The organism is Wenyingzhuangia fucanilytica, assembly GCF_001697185.1.
In the GTDB taxonomy this organism is placed as follows: Bacteria; Bacteroidota; Bacteroidia; order Flavobacteriales; family Flavobacteriaceae; genus Wenyingzhuangia; species Wenyingzhuangia fucanilytica.
The window spans coordinates 980,071-1,003,684 of sequence record NZ_CP014224.1 but is presented as its reverse complement, the minus strand read 5'-3'; the positions used below and the strand labels follow the sequence as shown (position 1 = coordinate 1,003,684).

23 protein-coding genes are annotated in these 23,614 nt (G+C 31.5%); 12 read left to right on the top strand and 11 right to left on the bottom strand.

The genetic code is table 11. From position 1 onward, the window contains the following. The first annotated feature begins 71 nt into the window (after window positions 1-71). The 3 genes from purB to AXE80_RS04065 all read left to right on the top strand — a co-directional run bounded on the left by purB (window position 72) and on the right by AXE80_RS04065 (window position 3,443). Window positions 72-1,415: an adenylosuccinate lyase gene (gene purB, locus AXE80_RS04075; protein WP_068824695.1), complete on the top strand. Its 1,344-nt coding sequence runs from the start codon at window positions 72-74 to the stop codon at window positions 1,413-1,415. Window positions 1,416-1,418: 3 nt separating this feature from the next. Then, the gene (locus tag AXE80_RS04070) at window positions 1,419-1,790 is read left to right on the top strand and encodes a hypothetical protein (protein WP_157359343.1); all 372 of its coding nucleotides are present in this window, start codon (window positions 1,419-1,421) and stop codon (window positions 1,788-1,790) included. A gap of 69 nt (window positions 1,791-1,859) precedes the next feature. Further along, window positions 1,860-3,443, top strand: coding sequence for a M1 family metallopeptidase (locus AXE80_RS04065; protein WP_237340629.1), 1,584 nt, complete (start codon window positions 1,860-1,862; stop codon window positions 3,441-3,443). Between the two features lie 58 nt (window positions 3,444-3,501). Here the strand turns inward: AXE80_RS04065 and AXE80_RS04060 are convergent, their stop codons facing one another. Continuing rightward, window positions 3,502-4,299, bottom strand: coding sequence for a M48 family metallopeptidase (locus tag AXE80_RS04060; protein ID WP_068824689.1), 798 nt, complete (start codon window positions 4,297-4,299; stop codon window positions 3,502-3,504). 97 nt (window positions 4,300-4,396) lie between these two features. On the opposite strand from AXE80_RS04060, the gene msrB reads away from it, so the two are divergent. From msrB to AXE80_RS04045, 3 genes are all read left to right on the top strand, one after another. Further along, on the top strand, window positions 4,397-4,855 hold the full coding sequence (msrB, locus tag AXE80_RS04055; protein ID WP_068824687.1) for a peptide-methionine (R)-S-oxide reductase MsrB: 459 nt from the start codon (window positions 4,397-4,399) through the stop codon (window positions 4,853-4,855). Between the two features lie 237 nt (window positions 4,856-5,092). Beyond that, the gene (gene ffh / locus AXE80_RS04050) at window positions 5,093-6,439 is read left to right on the top strand and encodes a signal recognition particle protein (protein WP_068824685.1); all 1,347 of its coding nucleotides are present in this window, start codon (window positions 5,093-5,095) and stop codon (window positions 6,437-6,439) included. A 91-nt stretch (window positions 6,440-6,530) separates the two neighbouring features. Then, window positions 6,531-7,406: a bifunctional 5,10-methylenetetrahydrofolate dehydrogenase/5,10-methenyltetrahydrofolate cyclohydrolase gene (locus AXE80_RS04045; protein ID WP_068824683.1), complete on the top strand. Its 876-nt coding sequence runs from the start codon at window positions 6,531-6,533 to the stop codon at window positions 7,404-7,406. Window positions 7,407-7,481: 75 nt separating this feature from the next. On the opposite strand, the gene AXE80_RS04040 is transcribed toward AXE80_RS04045, so the two are convergent. Both AXE80_RS04040 and AXE80_RS04035 read right to left on the bottom strand, forming a co-directional pair. After that, complete coding sequence (locus AXE80_RS04040) at window positions 7,482-10,016, bottom strand: beta-glucosidase (RefSeq protein ID WP_068824681.1); 2,535 nt, start codon at window positions 10,014-10,016, stop codon at window positions 7,482-7,484. A 190-nt stretch (window positions 10,017-10,206) separates the two neighbouring features. Next, entirely contained in the window at window positions 10,207-10,767 is a 561-nt protein-coding gene (locus AXE80_RS04035) for a hypothetical protein (RefSeq protein ID WP_083194575.1), read from the bottom strand. Window positions 10,768-10,891: 124 nt separating this feature from the next. Between AXE80_RS04035 and AXE80_RS04030 the strand changes: the two genes are divergently transcribed. Further along, window positions 10,892-11,518 carry a 7-carboxy-7-deazaguanine synthase QueE gene (locus AXE80_RS04030; protein ID WP_068824680.1) on the top strand — a complete coding sequence of 209 codons (627 nt, stop codon included), beginning with the start codon at window positions 10,892-10,894 and terminating at the stop codon, window positions 11,516-11,518. Here the strand turns inward: AXE80_RS04030 and cmk are convergent. From cmk to nusB, 6 genes are all read right to left on the bottom strand, one after another. Beyond that, window positions 11,515-12,204, bottom strand: coding sequence for a (d)CMP kinase (gene cmk, locus AXE80_RS04025; RefSeq protein WP_068824678.1), 690 nt, complete (start codon window positions 12,202-12,204; stop codon window positions 11,515-11,517). The two genes, AXE80_RS04030 and cmk, sit on opposite strands and share 4 nt — an antisense overlap. Window positions 12,205-12,207: 3 nt before the next feature. Next, window positions 12,208-13,215 carry a type IX secretion system protein PorQ gene (gene porQ, locus AXE80_RS04020; protein ID WP_068824676.1) on the bottom strand — a complete coding sequence of 336 codons (1,008 nt, stop codon included), beginning with the start codon at window positions 13,213-13,215 and terminating at the stop codon, window positions 12,208-12,210. 74 nt (window positions 13,216-13,289) lie between these two features. Then, window positions 13,290-13,877, bottom strand: a complete 588-nt coding sequence (gene coaE / locus AXE80_RS04015) for a dephospho-CoA kinase (RefSeq protein ID WP_068824674.1) — start codon at window positions 13,875-13,877, stop codon at window positions 13,290-13,292. 1 nt (window position 13,878) lies between these two features. Beyond that, window positions 13,879-14,832, bottom strand: coding sequence for a YbbR-like domain-containing protein (locus AXE80_RS04010; RefSeq protein WP_068824673.1), 954 nt, complete (start codon window positions 14,830-14,832; stop codon window positions 13,879-13,881). 106 nt (window positions 14,833-14,938) lie between these two features. Beyond that, window positions 14,939-15,232 carry a preprotein translocase subunit YajC gene (yajC, locus tag AXE80_RS04005; protein ID WP_068824672.1) on the bottom strand — a complete coding sequence of 98 codons (294 nt, stop codon included), beginning with the start codon at window positions 15,230-15,232 and terminating at the stop codon, window positions 14,939-14,941. A gap of 68 nt (window positions 15,233-15,300) precedes the next feature. Then, on the bottom strand, window positions 15,301-16,239 hold the full coding sequence (gene nusB / locus AXE80_RS04000; RefSeq protein ID WP_068824670.1) for a transcription antitermination factor NusB: 939 nt from the start codon (window positions 16,237-16,239) through the stop codon (window positions 15,301-15,303). A gap of 179 nt (window positions 16,240-16,418) precedes the next feature. Here nusB and AXE80_RS03995 point away from each other — a divergent pair, with 179 nt between their 5' ends. The 3 genes from AXE80_RS03995 (at window position 16,419) to AXE80_RS03985 (ending at window position 19,367) form a co-directional block, all read left to right on the top strand. Further along, window positions 16,419-18,176: an ABC transporter ATP-binding protein gene (locus AXE80_RS03995; RefSeq protein ID WP_068824668.1), complete on the top strand. Its 1,758-nt coding sequence runs from the start codon at window positions 16,419-16,421 to the stop codon at window positions 18,174-18,176. 56 nt (window positions 18,177-18,232) lie between these two features. Next, entirely contained in the window at window positions 18,233-18,598 is a 366-nt protein-coding gene (locus AXE80_RS03990; RefSeq protein ID WP_068824666.1) for a PUR family DNA/RNA-binding protein, read from the top strand. 127 nt (window positions 18,599-18,725) lie between these two features. Next, on the top strand, window positions 18,726-19,367 hold the full coding sequence (locus AXE80_RS03985; RefSeq protein ID WP_068824664.1) for a peroxiredoxin-like family protein: 642 nt from the start codon (window positions 18,726-18,728) through the stop codon (window positions 19,365-19,367). Between the two features lie 62 nt (window positions 19,368-19,429). Here AXE80_RS03985 and sucC (AXE80_RS03980) read toward each other — a convergent pair whose 3' ends face one another. Next, window positions 19,430-20,626, bottom strand: a complete 1,197-nt coding sequence (sucC, locus tag AXE80_RS03980; RefSeq protein ID WP_068824662.1) for an ADP-forming succinate--CoA ligase subunit beta — start codon at window positions 20,624-20,626, stop codon at window positions 19,430-19,432. A gap of 198 nt (window positions 20,627-20,824) precedes the next feature. Further along, window positions 20,825-22,024, bottom strand: coding sequence for an ADP-forming succinate--CoA ligase subunit beta (gene sucC, locus AXE80_RS03975; RefSeq protein WP_068824659.1), 1,200 nt, complete (start codon window positions 22,022-22,024; stop codon window positions 20,825-20,827). A 161-nt stretch (window positions 22,025-22,185) separates the two neighbouring features. Here sucC (AXE80_RS03975) and AXE80_RS03970 point away from each other — a divergent pair, with 161 nt between their 5' ends. Further along, entirely contained in the window at window positions 22,186-22,851 is a 666-nt protein-coding gene (locus AXE80_RS03970; protein WP_068824657.1) for an ABC transporter ATP-binding protein, read from the top strand. Between the two features lie 3 nt (window positions 22,852-22,854). Beyond that, window positions 22,855-23,589 carry a 5'-methylthioadenosine/adenosylhomocysteine nucleosidase gene (locus AXE80_RS03965; RefSeq protein ID WP_068824655.1) on the top strand — a complete coding sequence of 245 codons (735 nt, stop codon included), beginning with the start codon at window positions 22,855-22,857 and terminating at the stop codon, window positions 23,587-23,589. The last annotated feature ends 25 nt before the right edge of the window (window positions 23,590-23,614 follow it).

The following is a 23,614-nucleotide window of genomic DNA, read 5'->3' as shown; positions in this document are numbered from 1 at the left end:
ATTACAAAAAAACATCTTTTAACTTTTCTTAATTTGACGTACTTTTGTCGCTTAAACATATTTACAAAAACATGAGTTTATCAAATTTAAATGCCATCTCTCCTATTGATGGAAGATATAGAGGAAAAGTAGAATCTTTAGCTGCTTACTATTCTGAAGAAGCATTAATTAAATACAGAGTAAAAGTTGAAATTGAGTATTTTATTGCTTTATGTGAAATTCCTTTACCACAATTAGAGGACTTCAACACAAATTTATATGCAGATTTAAGAAAGATTTATCTAAACTTTACTTCTGCTGATGCTCAAAAAATTAAAGACATTGAAAAAGTAACCAACCACGATGTAAAAGCGGTTGAGTATTTTATTAAAGAAAAATTTGATGCTTTAGAGTTACAAGCATTTAAAGAATTTATCCACTTTGGATTAACTTCTCAAGATATTAACAACACTGCCATTCCTTTATCTATTAAAGATATGTTTGATGAAGTTTACGATGCTGAATTAGAAGCTGTAGTAAACAAGTTAAAAGAATTGGCTGCTGAGTGGAACGATGTTTCTATGTTAGCACGTACTCACGGACAACCTGCTTCTCCTACTCGTTTAGGAAAAGAAATTATGGTGTTTGTAGAACGTATTGAGCAACAAATTACTTTATTAAAACAAGTTCCTCATGCTGCAAAATTTGGTGGAGCTACAGGAAACTACAATGCACACCACGTAGCTTACCCAAACATCGATTGGAAATCTTTTGGAACTGACTTTGTAGAAAATATTTTAGGGTTACACCACTCTTTCCCTACAACTCAAATTGAGCACTATGACCACATGGCTGCTATTTTTGATGCTGTAAAAAGAATAAACACTATTATTATAGATTTAGATAGAGATGTTTGGACATATGTTTCTAACGACTATTTTAAACAAAAAATTAAAAAGGGAGAAGTAGGTTCATCTGCAATGCCACACAAGGTAAACCCTATTGATTTTGAAAACTCTGAAGGAAACTTAGGAATTGCAAACGCTATTTTTGAGCACTTGGCTATTAAATTACCTGTATCTAGATTACAACGTGATTTAACGGACTCTACTGTTTTAAGAAATATAGGGGTTCCTTTTGGTCACACTTTAATTGGTTTTGCTTCAACTTTAAAAGGTTTAGGTAAATTGTTAATTAACCGTGATGCTTTTGCTAAAGATTTAGAAAACAACTGGGCTGTAGTTGCAGAAGCTATTCAAACTATTTTACGTAGAGAAGCTTATCCAAATCCTTACGAAGCTTTAAAAGGATTGACTCGTGTTAACGAAAAAATCACTGGAACAACTATTGCTAACTTTATTGATACTTTAGAAGTTTCTGATGAAATTAAAGCTGAATTAAAAGTAATTACTCCAGCAAACTATACAGGAATCTAATCAATGAGATTTCTACTATATATCATATCAGCATCCGTTTTTATTTCCTGTAATTCAGGAAACAAAACGGATGTTTTGTCTTTTAAAGAAGGGCATTTTAAAACCTATTTAGGAGAGAGAAAAGACAGTTCTAACTTATATAGAACCAAAGATTTACAAATAGAATACTATAGAAACCAAACCGATACTTTTCACATTCATTGGATTTCTAATTTTGAGTATGAGTTACTTAAAGTAAATCCCAAAAGTAAACTAGATAGTATTCCTTTTAAAGTAAGAATTACTGCCATTAAAAATAATTATTATAAATTTAGAGGTGCTTACCAAGGAAGTGATTTTATTCAAACAGGTACTACCCACATAATACAAGAATAAAACTTACTTATTACTAAAGCACAAATTAAAAGTATTGCTATGTACAAGTTTGTGTTTACCTGCATTTTTATGTGCACCATTTTACATGCACAAAATTACACCAAACAAGATAGTTTAAGAGGAAGTATTACTCCCGAAAGAGCTTGGTGGGATGTTATTGACTATACTTTAGATATACACGTTTTTCCAAAAAACAAAAGCATTAAAGGGAGCAACACTATTACATATAAAGTTTTAAACACAAATAAAACTTTACAAATAGAACTACAATCCCCTTTAGTGATTGATTCAATTCTACAAAATCAACAAAAACTAACATACTCCAAAGTTGGATACAGCTACTTTATTCATTTAATAAAAACACAAAAAGTAAACAATACCGAAAGCCTTACTATTTATTATCACGGAAAACCAAAAGAGGCAGAAAATGCTCCTTGGAACGGTGGTGTGGTATGGAGTAAAGATAATAATGGTAACGATTTTATTGCCACTGCTAATCAATCCATAGGTTCTAGTATTTGGTGGCCTTGTAAAGATCACCCTGCTGACGAGGCTAATAGCATGCAAATTACTGTTACTTGCCCCAACCCTTTGATGGATGTTTCTAACGGAAGAAACATCAAAACAACACAAAATAACAACAACACAACTTCTTATACTTGGAAAGTTACCAACCCTATTAACAATTATGGTGTTAGTTTAAATATTGCAAAATATGCTCATTTTAGCGAAAACTACAAAGGTCTTAAAGGGAATTTAGACTGTAATTACTATGTACTTCCAGAAAATTTAACCTTGGCTAAAACACATTTTAAAGATGTTCCTAAAATGTTAAAAGCTTTTGAATACTGGTTTGGCCCATATCCTTTTTATAAAGATGGCTACAAATTGGTTGAAACACCTTATTTAGGTATGGAACATCAAAGTTGTGTGGCCTATGGTAATAAATACTTAAAAGGTTATCTTGGTTATCCTATGGGAACTTCTGAATGGGGAAAAAAATTTGATTTCATAATTATACACGAATCAGGTCACGAGTGGTTTGCCAACAATATTACCTGTAAAGATGTTGCCGATTTATGGATTCATGAAGCTTTTACTTCTTATGCCGAAAGTATATTTCTTGATTATCATTATGGAACAAATGCCGCTAATGAATATGTACAGGGATTAAAATCTAGTGTTAAAAACGATAAACCTATTATAGGAACTTATCATGTACATCAAGAAGGAAGTTCTGATATGTATGTAAAAGGAAGTTTGATGTTACATACTTTACGTCAAATAATTAATAACGATCAACAGTGGAGAAAAATTTTAACAGGATTAAACAAAGAATTTTATCACCAAACGGTTAGTGGAAAACAAGTGATTGATTATATCAATAAAAACACAAAAATAGACCTCACTAGTTTTTTTAAACAATATTTAACCACTACCCAAATTCCTACACTGGTAACCACTCAAAAAAAAGATTGCATTTACTACACTTGGGAAAATGTAGTGGATGATTTTAAAATTCCTTTAAAAATTTATCTTAATGGAAAAGAAAAATGGATTGTTCCTAAAGAAAAACAATGGAAAAAAATAATTGGAAAATACCAACAACTAAAAATTGATGAAAATTTTTATGTGGCATTAAAACAACTTTAAAACAAAAACGGGATACTTTATTTAAAGTATCCCGTTTTTGTTTTATCATCTATATTTCTTAGTTACTATATTTGGCTGCCAATTTTTTAGCCTCAGGTAAATAACTAGTTAATGTTCCTATTCTTGTAGTATTAGATGGGTGAGTACTTAAAAATTCTGGAGGAGCAGATCCACCAATTTCGCTCATACGCTCCCAAACTTTTACAGCTTCAGCTCCATTATAACCAGCCATAATCATAAAAACCAATCCTAATTTATCAGCCTCCGTTTCGTGAGTTCTACTGTATTTTAACATTCCTAATTGAGAACCAACTCCATAAGCAATATTCCACATTTCTTTTGTTTTTGCTTCAGCATCTCCTGTTCCAATTTCTATAGCTGCTGCTCCATACTGTTGAATTTGACTAGAACTCATACGTTCTTGACCATGTTTAGCAAAGGCATGTGCAACTTCATGTCCCATAATAGCTGCAATTCCATCAGTGTTTTTTGCCACAGGTAAAATTCCAGTATAAAAAACAACCTTACCACCTGGCATACACCATGCGTTTAATTGATCATCTTGTACCAAATTAAACTCCCACTGATAACTATCAGCTTCTGCACTCATTCCATTTTTACGCATAAACTTATCTACTGCAGCAGAAATCCTTGCTCCAACCGCTTTAATTTCTTGAGTTTTAGCTTTATCTGTAGATAATTTATTCTCTTTTAAGAAAGCATCATATTGGGCAAAGCTTGAAGGCAATACATCTGCATCAGACACAAAATTTAAACGTTTTCTTCCTGTAATTGGCACTGTAGAACAAGCAACCAACATTAATGTTACTAAGGTTAATGATATTATTTTTTTCATACCGAAAATAAATTTGTTTTACACAAATATAACATTTGATTGAAAACTAAGTAATGATTCTACTAGAGATTCGACTTAATTTTTAAATCTTAATAAAATGAAATTAAAACTTAGCCTTTTTACCCTATTAGCCGTTTTTTGTATAAGTAGTATTTCTGCTCAGACAAAAATTATCAAAACAGATGCTGAATGGAAAAAAATACTTTCTCCTGCCGAATATCATATTCTAAGAGAAAAAGGAACTGAATATGCTTTCTCTGGTAAATACGATCATTTTTACGAAAAGGGTACCTATTATTGTGCAGGTTGTAACACTCCTTTGTTTACCTCAAAAAGTAAGTTTAACTCAGGTTCAGGATGGCCCTCTTTTGACAGTCACATTGGCAACAACGTTGGTTTTCACGAAGACAATAAATACGGAATGAAAAGAACAGAACTTACCTGTAATACTTGCGATGGGCATTTGGGGCATATCTTTATGGATGGACCTAAAAAAACAACAGGAAAAAGGTATTGTATAAACTCCTTAGCCTTAAAATTCAAAAAATCACAATAGACTAACATAAGTCAATGATAATTAAATACTTATTACATAATTTTAAACTGAGTAAATGATTAAACAACAAGTTTCATGGTCGTTTAAACATTTTAAGAAAAATTTATAGTATTTGTTTTTATGTTTTACAATCAAACCTTCCAAATTTGGAAGGTTTTTTGTTCTCTATAAACCCTTTAAAAGTTATGATATTCTTGTATATTTGCAACTCAACTTTAACAAAGCAAATTACAGCATATGTTTAATAATTTATCAGATAAATTAGATAAAGCCTTACACGTTCTAAAAGGACACGGAAAAATAACAGAAGTAAATGTAGCAGAAACCTTAAAAGAGGTACGTAGAGCATTATTAGATGCCGATGTAAACTTTAAAATTGCTAAAGAATTTACTGTAAGAGTTAAAGAAAAAGCCCTTGGACAAAATGTATTAACTACATTAAACCCAGGTCAATTAATGGTAAAACTTGTTAAAGATGAGTTAGCCGAATTGATGGGTGGAGAAACTGCAGGTGTAAATTTAACAGGAACACCTACTGTAATTTTAATGGCTGGTTTACAAGGTTCTGGTAAAACTACTTTTTCTGGAAAATTAGCCAACTATTTAAAAACCAAAAAGAACAAACAAGTACTTTTGGTTGGAGCAGATGTTTATCGTCCTGCTGCCATCAATCAGCTACAAGTTGTTGGAGAACAAATAGGCATCGAAGTTTATGCTGAAGTTGAAAATAAAAACCCTGTAGAAATTGCACAAAATGCCATTGCACATGCAAAAGCAAATGGTAAAAACACAGTAATTATAGATACTGCTGGACGTTTAGCTATTGACGAGGCTTTAATGACAGAAATTTCTAACATCCATAAAGCTGTAAATCCACAAGAAACTCTTTTCGTAGTGGATTCTATGACTGGTCAAGATGCTGTAAACACAGCCAAAGCTTTTAATGACTTATTAAACTTTGATGGAGTTGTTTTAACAAAATTAGATGGTGATACTCGTGGTGGTGCTGCTTTAACTATTAAATCTGTAGTTAACAAGCCTATTAAGTTTATTGGTACTGGGGAAAAAATGGAAGCTATTGATGTTTTCTATCCAGAACGTATGGCCGATCGTATTTTGGGAATGGGAGACGTTGTTTCTTTAGTAGAACGTGCTCAAGAACAATACGATGAAGAAGAAGCTAGAAAATTACAAAAGAAAATTGCTAAAGATCAATTTGGTTTTGATGATTTCTTAAATCAGATTCAACAAATCAAAAAAATGGGTAACATGAAAGACTTGGTTGGGATGATACCAGGTGCAGGAAAAGCCCTAAAAGATGTTGATATTGATGATGATGCCTTTAAAGGAATAGAAGCCATTATTAAATCTATGACTCCTTTAGAAAGAACAGAGCCTAAAGTAATTAATGCCTCTAGAAAAAAGAGAATTGCCAAAGGATCTGGAACTAGTATTACTGAAGTAAACCAACTATTAAAGCAATTCTTCCAAATGAGCAAAATGATGAAGATGATGCAAGGTGGTGGTTCTAGAAAAATGATGCAGATGATGCAAGGGATGAAAGGTGGAATGCCGAGAATGTAATATTTTCTGTAACGGGTATCAGGTAGTAAGTATCAGGTAGTTGTTACAATTCAACAAATAAACGATTTAAACAAATCAACACAGATACGAGATGACAATATTAGACGGTAAAAAAACCTCTGCAGACATCAAAGCTGAAATTGCAGAAAAAGTAAAAGAATTAAAAGCTCAAGGTAAAAAAACTCCTCATTTAGCAGCTGTAATTGTTGGGAATGATGGTGCTAGTAAAACCTACGTTGGAGCTAAAGTAAAAGCCTGTGAATTGGTTGGTTTTAACTCTACATTAGTAGAATTACCAGAAGAAACTACAGAAGCTGAATTATTAGCTAAAATAGAAGAGTTAAACAATAATGATGCTATTGACGGATATATCGTTCAATTACCATTGCCTAAACATATTGATGAACACAAAGTCTTATTAGCTGTTGATGCTACTAAAGACGTTGATGGTTTTCATCCAACAAATGTTGGTAGAATGGCTTTAGAATTACCTACTTTTTTACCTGCAACTCCTTATGGAGTAATGGAATTGTTAGAGCGTTATAAAGTTCCTACATCTGGTAAAAACGTTGTTGTTATTGGTCGTTCTCATATTGTAGGTAGACCTATGAGTATTTTAATGTCTCAAAAGAGAGCTGCTGGTGATGCTACTGTAACTGTTGCTCACTCTAGAACAGCAAACTTAAAAGAGTTAACCCTAAAGGCTGATATTATTGTAGTAGCATTAGGTGTAGCTGAATTTTTAACTGGAGATATGGTTAAAGATGGAGTTACTATTATTGATGTTGGAATTACTCGTTTAGATGATTCATCTAAAAAGAGTGGTTTCCGTTTGGCTGGAGACGTACATTTTGAATCTGTTGCTCCAAAAGCATCTTTCATTACTCCGGTTCCTGGAGGTGTTGGACCAATGACTATTGCTATGTTATTAAAGAATACTTTATTAGCTGGAGAAAATAGAGCTTAGATAATACACTTTATTTATATAAAACAAAAAGGCATCCTAAATAGGATGCCTTTTTGTTTGTGATGATATCTTTGCTTAATACACAAAGGTATCTTGTAATTTAATATCTGCTACAGAAGCACCAATCATTACTTTAAAAGTACCTTTCTCGGCTTTCCAATCATTAGTGTCAACATCCCAAAAAGACAAGTCTCTTTTAGTTAAATCTAATGTCACTACTTTTGATTCTCCCGGAGCTAAAGACACTCTTTTAAATCCTTTTAATTCTTTTGCTGGTCTAGGAACAGAAGCTTCAACATCACCTAAGTACAATTGAGCAATTTCATCTCCTGCCATACTTCCTGTGTTTTTAATTCTAAAACTTACTGCTTCTACTGCCCCATCTTTTCCTTTAGCTAATTTTAAATCACTATACTCATAAGTAGTATAAGACAATCCATATCCAAAAGGAACTAAAGGTTTTATTTTTTGTTGTTCAAACCAACGGTACCCCATAAAAACTCCCTCTTTATACTTAGACTCTTCTGCATTATAGTCATCTAAAACTACATGAGGATTGTCTTCTAATTTTTCAGAAATCGTAAATGGCATTTTTCCTGATGGATTAATTTTTCCAAAAAGAACATCTGCAAAAGCTTCTCCTGCAAACATACCTCCATACCATCCCCAAACAACAGCCTTAGCTTTATTGTACCATGGCATTTCTACAGGAGAACCTGCTACCATTAACACAATTGTATTGGGGTTAACTTTTAACAACTCTTTAATTGTATAATCTTGATTGTATGGTAAAACCATATCTGGTCTATCTCCAGCTTCTCTATCTAAAGAATGATCTAAACCACCAATGTAAAATATCATGTCCGCTTTTTTAGCTTCTGCTAAATATTCTTCTTTTGTAGAATAAGGACTTCCTGGAGCATCCATACCAACTGTAAATCCTTTTTTACCAGAATATTCAAAAAGAACATTGTACTTTTTACCAGCCTCTAAAACAACTTTTCCTTCTAAGATATTAGCATTGGTTGCACTTGGCTTTAAATCAACCTCTTTATAATTTATTTTTAAACTATACTTTCCGTCTGATGATACTTTAAATAAATGTTCTCCTGTTTTGATAGGCTCTAATTCACAAATTGCTTTTTCGTTGTGAATTTCTCCATCATCAAAAACAATCTTAGATTCGTTTAACCATCCAAAAGCTAATTTTTCCTTAAAAGCAGCATCTTTAAAAGACAATCTTTTCCATGCCGGAGTTCCTGCTCCTGCTTGTTTAGTAATAATATAATCAGGTAAAATAGCTACCAATCCTAACTCTGCTGGTGGTGCAGCTTTTAAACTCACTATTTCTACATCTTCTCCAAACTTAGCTTTTAACCCTTCTAAAGGAGAAATTTCAAATTCTGATTTTACTTGAGAAGAACCTCCTCCATGACCATGCTCTTTTTCAGCATTTGGCCCCATTACTAAAACTCTTTTTACACCTTTAGTGTTTAACGGTAATAACTTATCATCATTCTTTAATAAAACAATCCCTTGCTCTATAATTTCTTTAGCGTAGTTACGGTTTCTATTGGTATTACGTTCTCCTGGTAATCTATTTTCATCCATCATACCAATACTAATTTGAGTACGTAAAATTCTACGAACCTTATCATCTAATACCGATACTGGAATTTTACCAGATTTTAGTTGTTCTAAAAATGGGTTAGCTAAAAAGTATTCATCATAAGATGGAGCTCTTGTTCCCATTTCTATATCTAAACCATTCATGGCTGCATCATAAGTATTGATATCACAATCCCAATCTGTCATTAACAATCCTTTAAAGCCCCATTCTCCTTTTAAGATATCCATTACTAAATGATGACTTTGATTACAGTTGGTACCATAATACTCATTATAAGCCCCCATTACTGTCCATACCTTTCCTTTTTTAATAGCTGCCTCAAAAGCTGGTAAATACATTTCTCTTAAAGTTCTTTCATCAGGAATTGCATTTACCCCATGACGATTTAATTCTTGAGTATTTAAAGCATAATGTTTTACACAAGCTGCAACATCATTACTCTGTATAGCTTTGATTTCATTAACAACCAATTGAGCTGCCAAATAAGGATCTTCTCCCATATACTCAAAGTTTCTACCATATATTGGATTTCTGGCCATGTTTACCCCTGGCCCAAGAATTACATCTTTTTTACGCTCTCTTGCCTCAGAACCTAACACCATACCGTGTTTGGTTGCGTTTTCTGGATTCCAAGATGCTGCTACTCCTGTTAACGGTGGTAAATAGGTAGCAAAGTCATTTGTCCACCCAGCAGGTTTCCAGCTATCTCTAGAAATTTCTTCACGAACCCCATGAGGTCCATCAGACATCCACATTTCTTTAATTCCTAATCGTTCCACACCTGCGATAGCAAATTTACTATTGGCATGACACAAAGAAACTTTTTCTTCTAGTGTTAGTTGACTTAATAATGATTCTACTTGCTCCTCTACTTTTAAAGGATCTCTTAATGCTGTGCTTGTTTCTTTATTCGTTTTAGACGATGAACAGGCTGATAATACAGCCACAATACACAAACTGATATAGGGTACAATTTTCATAGAATTATGAGGTGTAAATTAATATACTCAAATATACTGCATTTAAACCTTGATTATAAAGTCCTTAACTGCATATAAACAGATTTTGAACAAAAAAAGAGAATAATTAAACCTCCTTAACCCCTCTTTAAAACAAGTAAAGGCTTCCCACGGGAAGCCTTTACTTGTTTTATATTTTGTTTGTACTTATTTACTCATCTAACCAAACTGTAAATGAGGTAAATTTTGAGTTTTCTGGAATTTGTTTTTTATCAATATCTCCTAAAGTAAAAGCTTTAATTCCTACTTCTTGTTTATCTATTGTAAAAGTTGCGTTAATGTCTTTAACAAAAACGGTTACTAATTTAAAAGTAGCTTCTAACTTTTCTATATTATGATTTATATTTAAATCATTAAAAGTTGATCCTAATCCTACATTTCCTTTTGTTTTATATTCATCACTAAAAATAGTAACACTCTTAATTTTAGAAACACTATCTAAAGGATTGATTGGAGAAATTGACAATAACAACTTTCCTCCTTTTTGATAAATTAAATAAGTATCGTTATCGGCAATATAATCATTCATATTTCCTAAATCCCCCTCACTTAATCTAGATACAATAGAATCGTTTTTAAATAAACCTGCTAATTCTTGAACACTAGTATTATTTGTAATAGGCCCAACTTTGTCTAATGCAATAGTAGTATCTTTTGATTGACATGAAATTGCCATCACAGCTACTACCATTAGTGCTAATATTCTTTTCATATAGTTAAAAAATTAAAAACACTAAGTTACATAAATACATTAGGATATAGATAACAAAACCTTTGAACAACTATTAATTTATTTTCTTTATTTTCTTGTATCTTTGCGCACCAAAACAAACCCAATGGACAACAAAACTAAAGAACTTGTAAACAAAGGTGTTATGCTTCCTTTGATGGAAGAATTTTACACAATACAGGGAGAAGGTGCACACACAGGTACTGCTGCTTATTTTATTAGAGTAGGTGGTTGCGATGTTGGTTGCCATTGGTGTGATGTAAAAGAAAGTTGGGATGCTAACTTGCATCCGCCTACACATGCAGATATAATTGTTAAAAATGCTAGTCCTTATAAAACTATAGTAATTACAGGTGGGGAACCTTTAATGTGGGATATGCAATACTTAACATCCTCTTTACAAAACCAAGGATTACAAACGCATATTGAAACATCTGGGGCTTATAAATTAAGTGGACAGTGGGATTGGATTTGCTTATCTCCTAAAAAAACAAAATTACCTTTAGAGGAAATTTATCCTGAGGCTCATGAATTAAAAATGATTATTCACAACAAAAGTGATTTTGAATTTGCTGAGCAACAAGCTGCTAAAGTATCTGATAAATGTGGACTTTATTTACAACCTGAATGGAGTAAAAAAGAAATAATGACTCCAATGATTGTGGATTATGTAATGAAAAATCCTCAATGGAAAATTTCTTTACAAACTCATAAGTATTTAAATATACCTTAAAGTTTAGCTTTTACTAAAGACAAAATTTTATCGAACTGTTCTTCTCTAGATAAGTTAGAGTTATCTATTTCAATAGCATCTTTAGCCATTTCTAAAGGAGAGTCTGCTCTTGTGGTATCTAAAGTATCACGTTCTACAACATTCTCATAAACCTCATCGTAAGAAACCTCGGTGTTTCCTTTGGCTTGTAATTCATCAAACCTACGCTGTGCTCTGGTTTTGGCAGACGCATTCATAAACAATTTTAACTCAGCATTTGGGAATACCACAGTACCAATATCTCTACCATCCATAACAATTCCTTTGGATTTTCCCATCTCTTGCTGAAGCGCAACCAATTTTTGTCTTACAGCAGATATAGAAGCTACTTTACTTACATAAGAAGAAACTTCCATTTCTCTAATTTTGGTTTCAACATTCACGCCGTTTAAGTAAACTTCGGAAAAACCTAATTGATTATTGTACTTAAAATCTATCTGAATTTTTGATAAGTCTTGTATCAATTTCTCCTCCTCTACCTCACCATCTTTGGCAAAACCATTTTGTAAAGCATATAAAGCAACTGTTCTGTACATGGCTCCAGTATCAACATAAATATAGCCTAGTTCTTTTGCCAACTGTTTAGCTACTGTACTTTTTCCTGTTGATGAAAATCCATCAATTGCAATGGTAATTTTTGATGCCATAAATTATAAATGTACCGTTAATCCAAAAGTGCTATATTTTGCTCCTTCTTGAAATTTAGCATAAGCATAGTCAAATCTTAAATATTTGGTATTGATTCCAAAACCATATGATAACCCTGCTCCTGTTCTCACTTCGTTTAATTGATATTCTTGTGACTTTCGGTGATTATATCCTACCCTTACATTAATCATTTTTTCTGGCCATAATTCAGCACCAATAGATAAATGTCTTAAAGCATTATTGATATCACTTACTTTTTCTGGAGTTACGTTACCTTCTAAATCCGTAGTAGATCTTGATGGATTAGACTCACTAATATTCCAATTATTTAATTCATCAATAGCTCCATATACTTTGATAGGAACGTGTTCTAATCTATACTCTACAGCAAAAATTGCATTACTTCTTATATTTTCTTTATTATCAATAAATGCTGTTAGTTGTTTTCCGGAATTTCTTAAAACTAAAGACATCACAAAAGGTTTTGTTGGATGTAAATAAGTAATTCCTATATCATATAACAAAGCAGATGAAGTGTAAGTATCTATTTTTGATGAAATATATTTTAGAGAAGCTCCAAAAGAAACTGATTCAAAAGTATATCCATATCCTAGATTAAAAGAAATATCTCTTGCAGAAAAAACACCTAATACTGTTGGTCCACTAGCATCTGTTCTTTCCATATCACCAAAATCAAAATATTGAATTCCTAAAAAGGCAGTTCCATACAAAGGATTGATAGATTTAGCGTAAGAAAGGGATCCTACATTTATTCCTGAAACGTACTTGATATAGTTTAAAGAAATATCGTTTTCCATTAAAGTATTTACAGAAGAAGGATTCCATAAAGTTTGAGAAACATCATCTCTAGAAGTTAAAGTAACCCCGCCTAAAGCAACTTGCTTTGCAGAAGTAGGAACATTTAAAAAAGAATATAAAGTTTCACCACCAGTTTGCGCAAACAAACTACTTGATAACAATATAGAAAACAGAAAAATTATATACTTCATTCTTTAATACTTCTCGTAAGCAAATATAAACGCTTGATTTTAATATTTAAGTAAAAAATGTTTTTAGATTCTATCTAAATGATACTATTTTTTAATAATTGATGATGTAGCGCTTCTACATCTTTTTCTAATGTATTTAAATTACTGTTATAAATTACATAATCAGCCTTTTTAATTTTGTCTTCTTGACTCCATTGATTATCCATTCTAGCTAGTACTGCTTGTTTATCAACTTGATCTCTTTGCATAACTCTAGAAATTCTATCATTTAAATCTGCAGCAACCACAATAACTTTATCGCAAAGATGCTCACTCTTGTTCTCGTATAAAATTGCATTTTCATAAACCAAATACGGAGCCGTTTGTTGTGCTACAAAATCTTTAAAATGTTTGTGAACTGCTGGGTGTACTATTGCATTTAACTGCTGTAATAGTTCCTTATTATTAAAAACTTTTTGAGCAATATAAGTTTTGTTTAACTGGTTATTTTTATAGGATTCCTCTCCTAACAACTTTAAAATATCTTCTTTTACTTCTTTTGAAGTACCCATAATATTTTTAGCCTCAACATCTGCTTGATATACCGGAACGCCTAAAGATTTAAACATTTTTAACGCAGTGCTTTTACCACTACCTATGCCCCCTGTTAAACCAACTACCATTTTATTTTAAAATTAAATATTCAACTTCATCAACATTTAATTTTACCGATGAAACTATACTTGGTTTTTGTCTTAGTTCGGTTTTCATGTGTTTGCTTGTTCTTTTATTAAAGTCGCAAACTACCAAAAACTCTGATGATTTTATTTCGTTAAATTGAGATAACCTTACCAAACAATCTACTTCAATTTTTTTAGGATACACCACCACTTCATCACCAATAGGAGCATTGATGATTTGAATAGGAATCATTAATGTTTTTTCGGTAATTTTTTCTATCTCTATTTTTAAGTTTACTTTTTCGGTTGAATAAGTAATTTTTGGAACATTTGACTTTACAATAGCTAAATCTTTATTTATAGATTCTTGTACATTTGCCTCTTTAAAAGGTTCTAAATTTATTTTATCAACTTTTGCCACTTGCATTTCTGGTCCAGAAATGAGTATTGAATCTGGAGAAATATTATAGCCTGTAAAAGATTTATATCCTAAATGATACCCAATATTTACATTCGGAATAACAGGAACTTTTTTAAAACTCCTTTTTCCTAGTTTTACAAACAAAGTGTCAGAGATTACATCAACCAAAGTGATGTTTTCTTTAATAGAATTTCTTACCTGCTTTTTTAAATCATTATTCACCAAGTAATAATCATACTTGCTTTTTCTTTTTAAATGCTTAACAGACACCTCTATTTCTGGTTTGTTAAATGCAACTCCCAAAAAATAGAAACCATTTCCTTTAATCCTAAAACCTAATTCTTTAGGAGGATTTTCTTGAAAAACATATTCTTTAGATAAGGATGAATAATGAATAGGATAATATACTACCTGACTGTATTCTTTTGACAATTTGTTAAGAAACCAAAAAACAAAAGTTCCCAAAACAAAAATTAAAAACACAGAGTCTCTTTTTTTATTGAATTTAAAAATAGTTTGCTTTTTTGTTTTATTCATAGTAGCTAAAATAGGAAATGAAAGCCAAACAACATGATATATTTACAAACAAAAACACCTTTAGATTTCTCTAAAGGTGTTTATTTTATTGTACTGTCCTAAAAATTTATTTTTTTTCAGGAGCATTGTATCTTTTAGTTAACTCCATAGATAAAGCTGTTTTTTCTAACAACAATTTACCTGCGTTGGTTTCTATCATTACAGTACCTTCATTCACTTCTACTAACTTTCCGTGAATTCCTCCTGTAGTCACAACTTTAGTTCCTTTTACTAAAGATTCTTTAAACTTTTTTTCGTTTCTAGTTCTTCTTACTTGTGGAATAATCATAAAAAATACTACGAAAATTACCATAATAATTAAAAACATAGGGCTCATTGCTCCTTCTTGTAATGCTATCATTTTAAACTATTTGTTGATTAAATTATTTATCTTAAAATTTACAGTAAACTTATGAGTTTGTTTTTTGATTACAAAGTTCCTCTACCAATTTTATTTAGTCTATTTGTTACCTCAAAGTCTTTCCAAATCTTATCTAAAACACCATTGATAAACGTACTACTTTTTTCTGTAGAGTAATCTTTAGCAATTTCTAAATATTCGTTTATTGTTGCTTTTACCGGAATTGATGGAAATTTTAAAAATTCGCAAATAGCCATTTTAATTAAAATCATATCTAAATCGGCAATACGATCTGTTTCCCAGTTTGGAGTTTTATCAACTATTTCTTCCTCAAATTTAGGTAAGTTTAAAACTGTTTTTCTGAATAAATCAGAAGCAAATGCTTCGTCATCACTGTTTTTGTAAAGTCTACCGATAATAAAATCATCTTTAGCTCTTAACTCTTGTAAAGTTTTTACTACCCAAGTATTTACAAAAGGAATATCATCTACCCAACTAATATTTTCTCCTTCAAAGTATTCTGCTAATTTTTCGTTTGGCGCTACAAACTCAGCAAAAAACTTTACCGCAAATTTTTGATCCTTTTTAAAAGTAGTCTCTTCATCGGCCATGTAATTTTTATACAAATCACTAGCTAATAAATTGTTATAAACAATAGAAACATACTTATCATCTAAGTACCAATTGTTTAAATTATTTTCTTCTATATAGTTTTGTAAAGACACACTCTCTTTTAAAGATTTAATGACTTTATTATCTATAAATTTTCTGTTAGGATTTAATTCTTCCTTAGTAGCAAAGTATTTTTTCTTAGATACTTCTAAGGTTGTTTCTGCAATTTGATTAACCCTTACCAACATGTCTAAAGAAAGAATGTACAAGTCGTACATTTTATCTATACTTTGTCTTAGGAATTTTTCTTCTTTAACAATATTATCACTTTTGGCATGAATCATCGCATAAACTGATTGCATCACCTTTACACGAATATGTCTCCTGTTAATCATTTAGAAAGAACTTAAAGTTTTTGAGAGTACAAAAGTAACACTTAATTAAATTATACTGAAAGATTAAATCAAAAATATTATTTCGGTACATTTTATGTGATGCTTCCAAACAAAATCGACCTAGTTTAATAATAAGAATATAGTATCTTCGTACCCATAAATTTTGCACTCCCTTTCCTATGAAAGAACTACAATATATCAATCAATTTTTTTACAAATATAGATTTCGTTTACTCTTAGGGATTTTAATCTCCATAGCTTCTAGATATTTAGCTGTTAAAGTTCCAGAAATTGTTAAAAATTCTGTTAACGCTGCAAGTGACTATAACCAAGGAAAACTAACCGATTTGGCTGTGGTTAAAACAGAGTTGCTACACAATATTTTGCTGATTATTGGATTGGCAATTTTATCTGGGTTCTTTACTTTTTTAATGAGACAAACCATAATTGTAACCTCTAGGTTGGTAGAATTTGATTTAAAAAATCAAGTTTATCAGCAATATCAACGTTTGAGTTTAAACTTTTACAAGAAAAACAGAACGGGAGATTTAATGAACCGTATTAGTGAAGATGTTGGAAAAGTAAGAATGTATGTAGGTCCTGCAATTATGTATACCATAAATATGTTGGTTATGTTCTCTGTGGCCATTTACAAAATGATTCAAATTGATGTAAAACTTACTTTATTTACCTTAATTCCTTTTCCTTTATTATCTATCTCTATTTTTATATTGAGTAGAAGTATTAATAAAAGGAGCACCATTGTTCAGCAACAATTATCAAAACTTACCACTTTTACACAAGAAGTATTTTCTGGAATGAATGTGATTAAATCATATGCCATTGAAGGAATTACCCGAAATGATTTTATTGATATTGCCGAAGAAAACAAACAAAAAAACATCAACCTTTTTAAGGTTCAAGCATTCTTTTTTCCTTTAATGATTTTACTTATTGGTACCGCTAACATTATTGTATTATACGTTGGAGGTATGGAATACATTAAAGGAAATATTAGCATGGGAGTAATTGCTGAGTTTATTATGTATACCAACATGTTAACATGGCCTGTTGCTATTGTTGGTTGGGTAACCTCAACCATACAAGAAGCTGAAGCCTCTCAAAAAAGAATTAACGAATTCTTAAAACAAACACCAGATGTTACCAATAATAACGAAGAGTTTAGTCCTATAAACGGAGCCATTAAATTTAAAAATGTTTCGCTTACTTATGATGACACACATATTACCGCTTTAAAAAATGTTTCTTTTGATGTTAACCCAGGAGAAACTATTGCTATTATAGGTAAAACGGGTTCTGGAAAATCTAGCATACTTAATTTGGTTAGTAGATTGTATGATGCCACTACTGGAAAAGTAGAGATTGATGAGCAACCAATTCAAAATCAAAATATTTACAACCTAAGAAATCATATTGGTTTTGTTCCTCAGGATCCTTTCTTATTTTCTGATACTATTATCAATAACATTCGTTTTGGAAAAGAAGATGCTACAGAAGAAGAAATTATAGAGGCTGCTAAAAAAGCCGTAGTTCACGATAACATTATTGCCTTTAACAAACAATACAATACTATTTTAGGAGAACGTGGTGTTACTTTATCTGGAGGACAAAAACAAAGAGTTTCCATTGCAAGAGCCATTATTAAAAATCCAAAAATTTACATTTTTGACGATTGTTTATCGGCTGTAGATACAGAAACAGAAGAGCAAATTTTAAAGAACTTAAAAGCTATTAGTAAGAACAATACAACACTTATTGTAAGTCACAGAATTAGTGCTGCTCAAAATGCAGACAAAGTAATTGTTTTAGATAATGGCGAAATTGTTCAGCAAGGAACTCATTCACAGTTATTAAGCCAAAAAGGAATATATCTAGAAATGTATCAACAGCAGCTAGAAGAAAAAGAAATAGAATAATGTGCTCTAAATAATTATTTTTATATATTTGAGTAGATAACAATAATTAGCTAAAAATGAAAGAAAGAGACGGGCAAGAAGAAATTTTTTCTCAAATTTTAAGGGCAGGAAGAAGAACCTATTTTTTTGATGTAAGAGCTACCAAAGCAGGAGACTATTACTTAACGGTTACTGAGAGTAAAAAATTTACACATGATGATGGAACTTTTCATTACCAAAAGCATAAAATCTACTTATATAAAGAAGATTTTGTTGAATTTCAGGAACAATTAAAACAAGCTACTGACTATATCATTAACGAAAAAGGTGAAGAAGTAATTAGCGAAAGACACCAAAGAGACTTTAAAAAGGAGAATGACGCAGAAGATGAAGAAAATATGGCTACTGCAGAATTTACAGAAGTTAATTTTGACGACATTTAATCAAAAAGCTCAGTTTGTTTTAAACTGAGCTTTTTTTTACTTATAAATCAACTTTTATAAACAAGTGTTTAGATAGGTATTAATGTTTTAACGACTTTATATAGAACAAAACCTATAAAATAAAAACATGAGTTTAACAGAACAGTTATTACAAAAAAAGCAAGAAGGTGCCGCAAAAATTCCTAAAGAAATTTATGCACAAATGACTAAAGCTACTCAAGATTTAGTCGATAATCACATATCTGCAAAAGCTCCCAAAAAAGGAGATACACTTCTTAATTTCAGTTTACCTAATAGCCAAAAAGAAACAATAAGTTTATCTAATATTCTGTCAAAAGGAAAAGCCGTTATTTCTTTTTACAGAGGAGGATGGTGCCCTTATTGTAACTTAGAGCTACAAGCATTGAATAATATTTTGCCTCAACTAAAAGAGCTTAATACTAGCTTGGTTGCAATTACTCCAGAAACACCAGATAATTCCCTAACTACCTCTGAAAAAAATAATATAGAATTTGATATTTTAACAGACTTTGACAATAGCTATGCAAAGGAATTAAATTTAGCTTTTGAGTTATCTGATGAAATTAAAACAATCTATAACAACTTTAATCTTAATATAGAAAAACACAACGGTAATACTGACTATGAGTTACCTATACCAGCAACTTTTGTTGTAGACACCAATGGAGTTATATTGTATGCTTACACTCCAGAAGATTACACAACTAGGTTAGATCCAGAAGTGATATTAGAAGTCTTAAACAAATAACCAATAAAAAAGGCTCTGTAATTACAGAGCCTTTTTTTTAGAATATAAATATGGTCTTTTAATTAAGACAATACTTCTTGTACTTTTTCTGCAGCTTCTTGGAACTCAACTGCTGAAATTACATTTAATCCTTCTTGAGCATCAATTAATGCTTTTGCTTCTACTGCGTTAGTTCCTTGTAACCTTACAATAATTGGCACATTAATCGCATTTTTCATGTTTTTGTAAGCATCTACCACTCCTTGTGCTACACGATCACAACGAACAATACCTCCAAAAATATTTACCAAAATTGCCTTAACATTAGGATCTTTTAAAATAATTCTAAAAGCAATTTCAACTCTTTTTGCATCTGCAGTACCTCCAACATCTAAGAAGTTAGCTGGTTCTCCACCTGCTTGTTTAATTAAATCCATAGTTCCCATTGCCAATCCAGCTCCGTTTACCATACATCCTACGTTTCCGTCTAAAGCAACATAGTTTAATCCAGCAGCTTTTGCTTCAACTTCAATTGGGTGCTCTTCACGAATATCTCTATACGCTAAATAATCTTGATGACGGTATAATGCATTTTCATCTAAAGAAACTTTTGCATCAACTGCTATAATTTTATTGTCAGAAGTTTTTAATACTGGGTTGATTTCAAACATTGCAGAATCTGACTTTTCGTAAGCTTTGTATAAAGACATTACAAATTTTGTCATTTCTTTAAAAGCATTTCCAGACAATCCTAAATTAAAAGCAATTTTACGAGCTTGGAAAGGTAACAATCCTGTACCTGGATCAATTTCTTCGGTAAATATTAACTCAGGAGTTTTTTCTGCAACCTCTTCAATATCCATACCTCCTTCAGGAGAATACATTACCATGTTTTTACCTGTAGCTCTGTTTAATAATACAGAAACATAAAACTCTTCAGTTTCACTTTCACCTGGGTAATAAACATCTTCTGCAATTAAAACTTGGCTCACCAATTTCCCTTCAGCAGAAGTTTGAGGTGTAACCAACATCATTCCAATAATATCATCAGAAATTGTTTTTACTTCTTCTAAGTTTTTAGCCAACTTAACTCCACCACCTTTACCACGACCACCTGCGTGAACTTGGGCTTTTACAACGTACCAGCTAGTTCCTGTTTGTTCGGTTAATTGTTTAGCCGCTTCAACAGCTTCTTCAGGAGTTTGAGCTACAATTCCTCTTTGAATTCCAACTCCAAAACTACTTAAAATCTCTTTTCCTTGATATTCGTGTAAGTTCATTATTGTTTTTTAATATTTGTTTTTATAATCGCCGTAAAAGTAATGATATCGATATATATTTTTCACTAAATATTTATAATTTTTATCTAAATTTTTCTAAAACGTTTTCTACTCATAAAAACACTGTATTTACTACAAAAAAAATCCTGCTTTCAAATACATGAAAGCAGGATTTTTTATTTTATAAAATATTGAGAACTAAGCCACCAATACTTCTTGTACTTTTTCTGCAGCTTCTTGGAACTCAACTGCTGAAATTACATTTAATCCTTCTTGAGCATCAATTAATGCTTTTGCTTCTACTGCGTTAGTTCCTTGTAATCTTACAATAATTGGCACATTAATCGCATTTTTCATATTGTTATAAGCATCTACAACACCTTGTGCTACACGGTCACAACGAACAATACCTCCAAAAATATTTACCAAAATTGCTTTTACATTAGGATCTTTTAAGATAATTCTAAAAGCAGTTTCAACTCTTTTTGCATCTGCAGTACCTCCAACATCTAAAAAGTTTGCTGGGTCACCACCTGCTTGCTTAATTAAATCCATAGTTCCCATTGCCAATCCAGCTCCGTTTACCATACATCCTACGTTTCCGTCTAAAGCAACATAGTTTAATCCAGCAGCTTTTGCTTCAACTTCAATTGGGTGTTCTTCACGAACATCTCTATATTCTAAATAATCTTTATGACGGTATAATGCATTTTCGTCTAAAGAAACTTTTGCATCAACCGCTAAAATTTGATCATCAGCAGTTTTAAATACCGGGTTAATTTCAAATAAAGAAGAATCAGAACCTTCGTAAGCTTTGTACAATGCAGTAGCAAACTTAGTCATGTCTTTAAATGCAGCTCCAGATAATCCTAAATTAAAAGCAATTTTACGTGCTTGGAATGGTAATAATCCTGTTGCAGGATCAATCTCTTCTGTAAAAATTAACTCAGGAGTTTTTTCTGCAACTTCTTCAATATCCATACCTCCTTCTGGAGAATACATAATCATATTTTTACCTGTAGCTCTGTTTAATAGTACAGACATATAGTATTCTTCTGGTTTAGAAGGTCCATCGTAATAAACATTCTCAGAAATTAATACTTGGTGTACTTCTTTTCCTTCAGCAGAAGTTTGAGGGGTAACTAACATCATACCGATGATTTGCTCAGCATACATTTTAACTTCTTCGATAGATTTAGCGATTTTTACACCACCTCCTTTACCACGTCCACCTGCGTGTATTTGTGCTTTTACAGCAAAAACTGTACATCCTTTTTCTGCATGAATCTTGTTTGCAGCTTCTAATGCTTCTTCTGGAGTTGTTGCAACAAGCTCCATAGGCACTTTTACTCCAAAACTCTTTAAAATTTCCTTTCCTTGAAATTCGTGTAAATTCATAAAACTCTCTCTTAAAATTATGTGTAATAAGTCAAAAATATAAATAACCTTTTACTAACTACTTCATTCACATAACATTTTTCGCTAAAAAATAAGTATTTAACAAAAAAGCCAGAATCGTAACTTTTTTAGTACTTTCGTTCGGTTACTTTCTACGTATTATGATAATTGCAAAAAACATTCAGAAAACATTTAACAACAATCTTGTTCTTAAAGGAATAGATTTACATATTAAAAAAGGCGAAGTAGTTGCTATAGTAGGACCATCGGGTGCTGGTAAAACAACTCTCTTGCAAATTTTAAGTACGCTAGATAAACCTGATGATATTAAAGATAGCTCTTTAAGTATTAATAATATTTCTCCAATTGAATTAAATGATAAAAAGATTTCTGAATTTAGAAATGAACATATAGGATTTGTTTTTCAATTTCATCAGTTACTACCTGAATTTACTGCAATAGAAAATGTTTGTATTCCCGCTTATATTGGAAATAAAAAAACAGAAGCTACCAAACAACGAGCTATAGAATTGCTAGATTTTTTGGGAATTAAAGACAAAGCAGAACGAAAACCAAGTCAACTTTCTGGAGGAGAACAACAACGTGTAGCAGTTGCTAGAGCCTTAATCAATCAGCCGGCTATTGTTTTTGCTGATGAACCAAGTGGTAATTTAGATACTGAAAGTGCTGCCAATTTACACGATTTGTTTTTTGAACTAAGAGATAAGTTTAACCAAACTTTTGTGATTGTTACTCACAACGAAAAATTAGCCAATATGGCTGATAGAAAATTAACCATGAGAGATGGATATCTCTTAAACGAATAAAAAATGATTGGAATTATCAGTGCCATGCACGATGAGCTTGCTGAGCTTTTAGAAATATTACAAGATAAAAAAACAATAAATTTAGGAAACAGAACATACTACACAGGAAATATCACCAACCAAAAAGTAGTGATTGTTTTTTCTAAATGGGGTAAAGTTGCTGCAGCCATAACCACTACAGAATTAATCAGTAGGTTCCATGTTTCACAAATTATTTTTTCTGGTGTAGCTGGAGCCATCAACCCACAACTAAATATAGGAGATATAGTATATGGTACATCTTTAATTCAGCACGATATGGATGCCTCTCCTCTATTTCCAAAATTTGAAATTCCATTATTAGGAAAATCGACGATTAAAACAACAGATGATGATAAACTTTTGGATTGTGTTCAAGAGTTTAACCAGCAATATTACGATTATATATCTCCTAAAGAAGCTCAACAATTTAATATAGACAAACCTAAAGTAATTAAAGGGTTAATTGCTAGTGGTGATGAGTTTATTAATAGTGACATCAAACTAAAACAATTGCAAAACGATATTCCTAACCTACAATGCGTAGAAATGGAAGGAGCTGCAGTAGCTCAAGTTTGTGAGGAATATAAAATCCCCTTTTCTATTATTAGAATTATATCAGACAAAGCAGACCACAGTGCACATATAGATTTTCCTGCTTTTACAAAATTAGTTGCTAGTAAGTATGCAAAAGGGATTCTAGAAAATTATTGCAGTTAAGCATAGTTTCTGTATCTTTGACCAA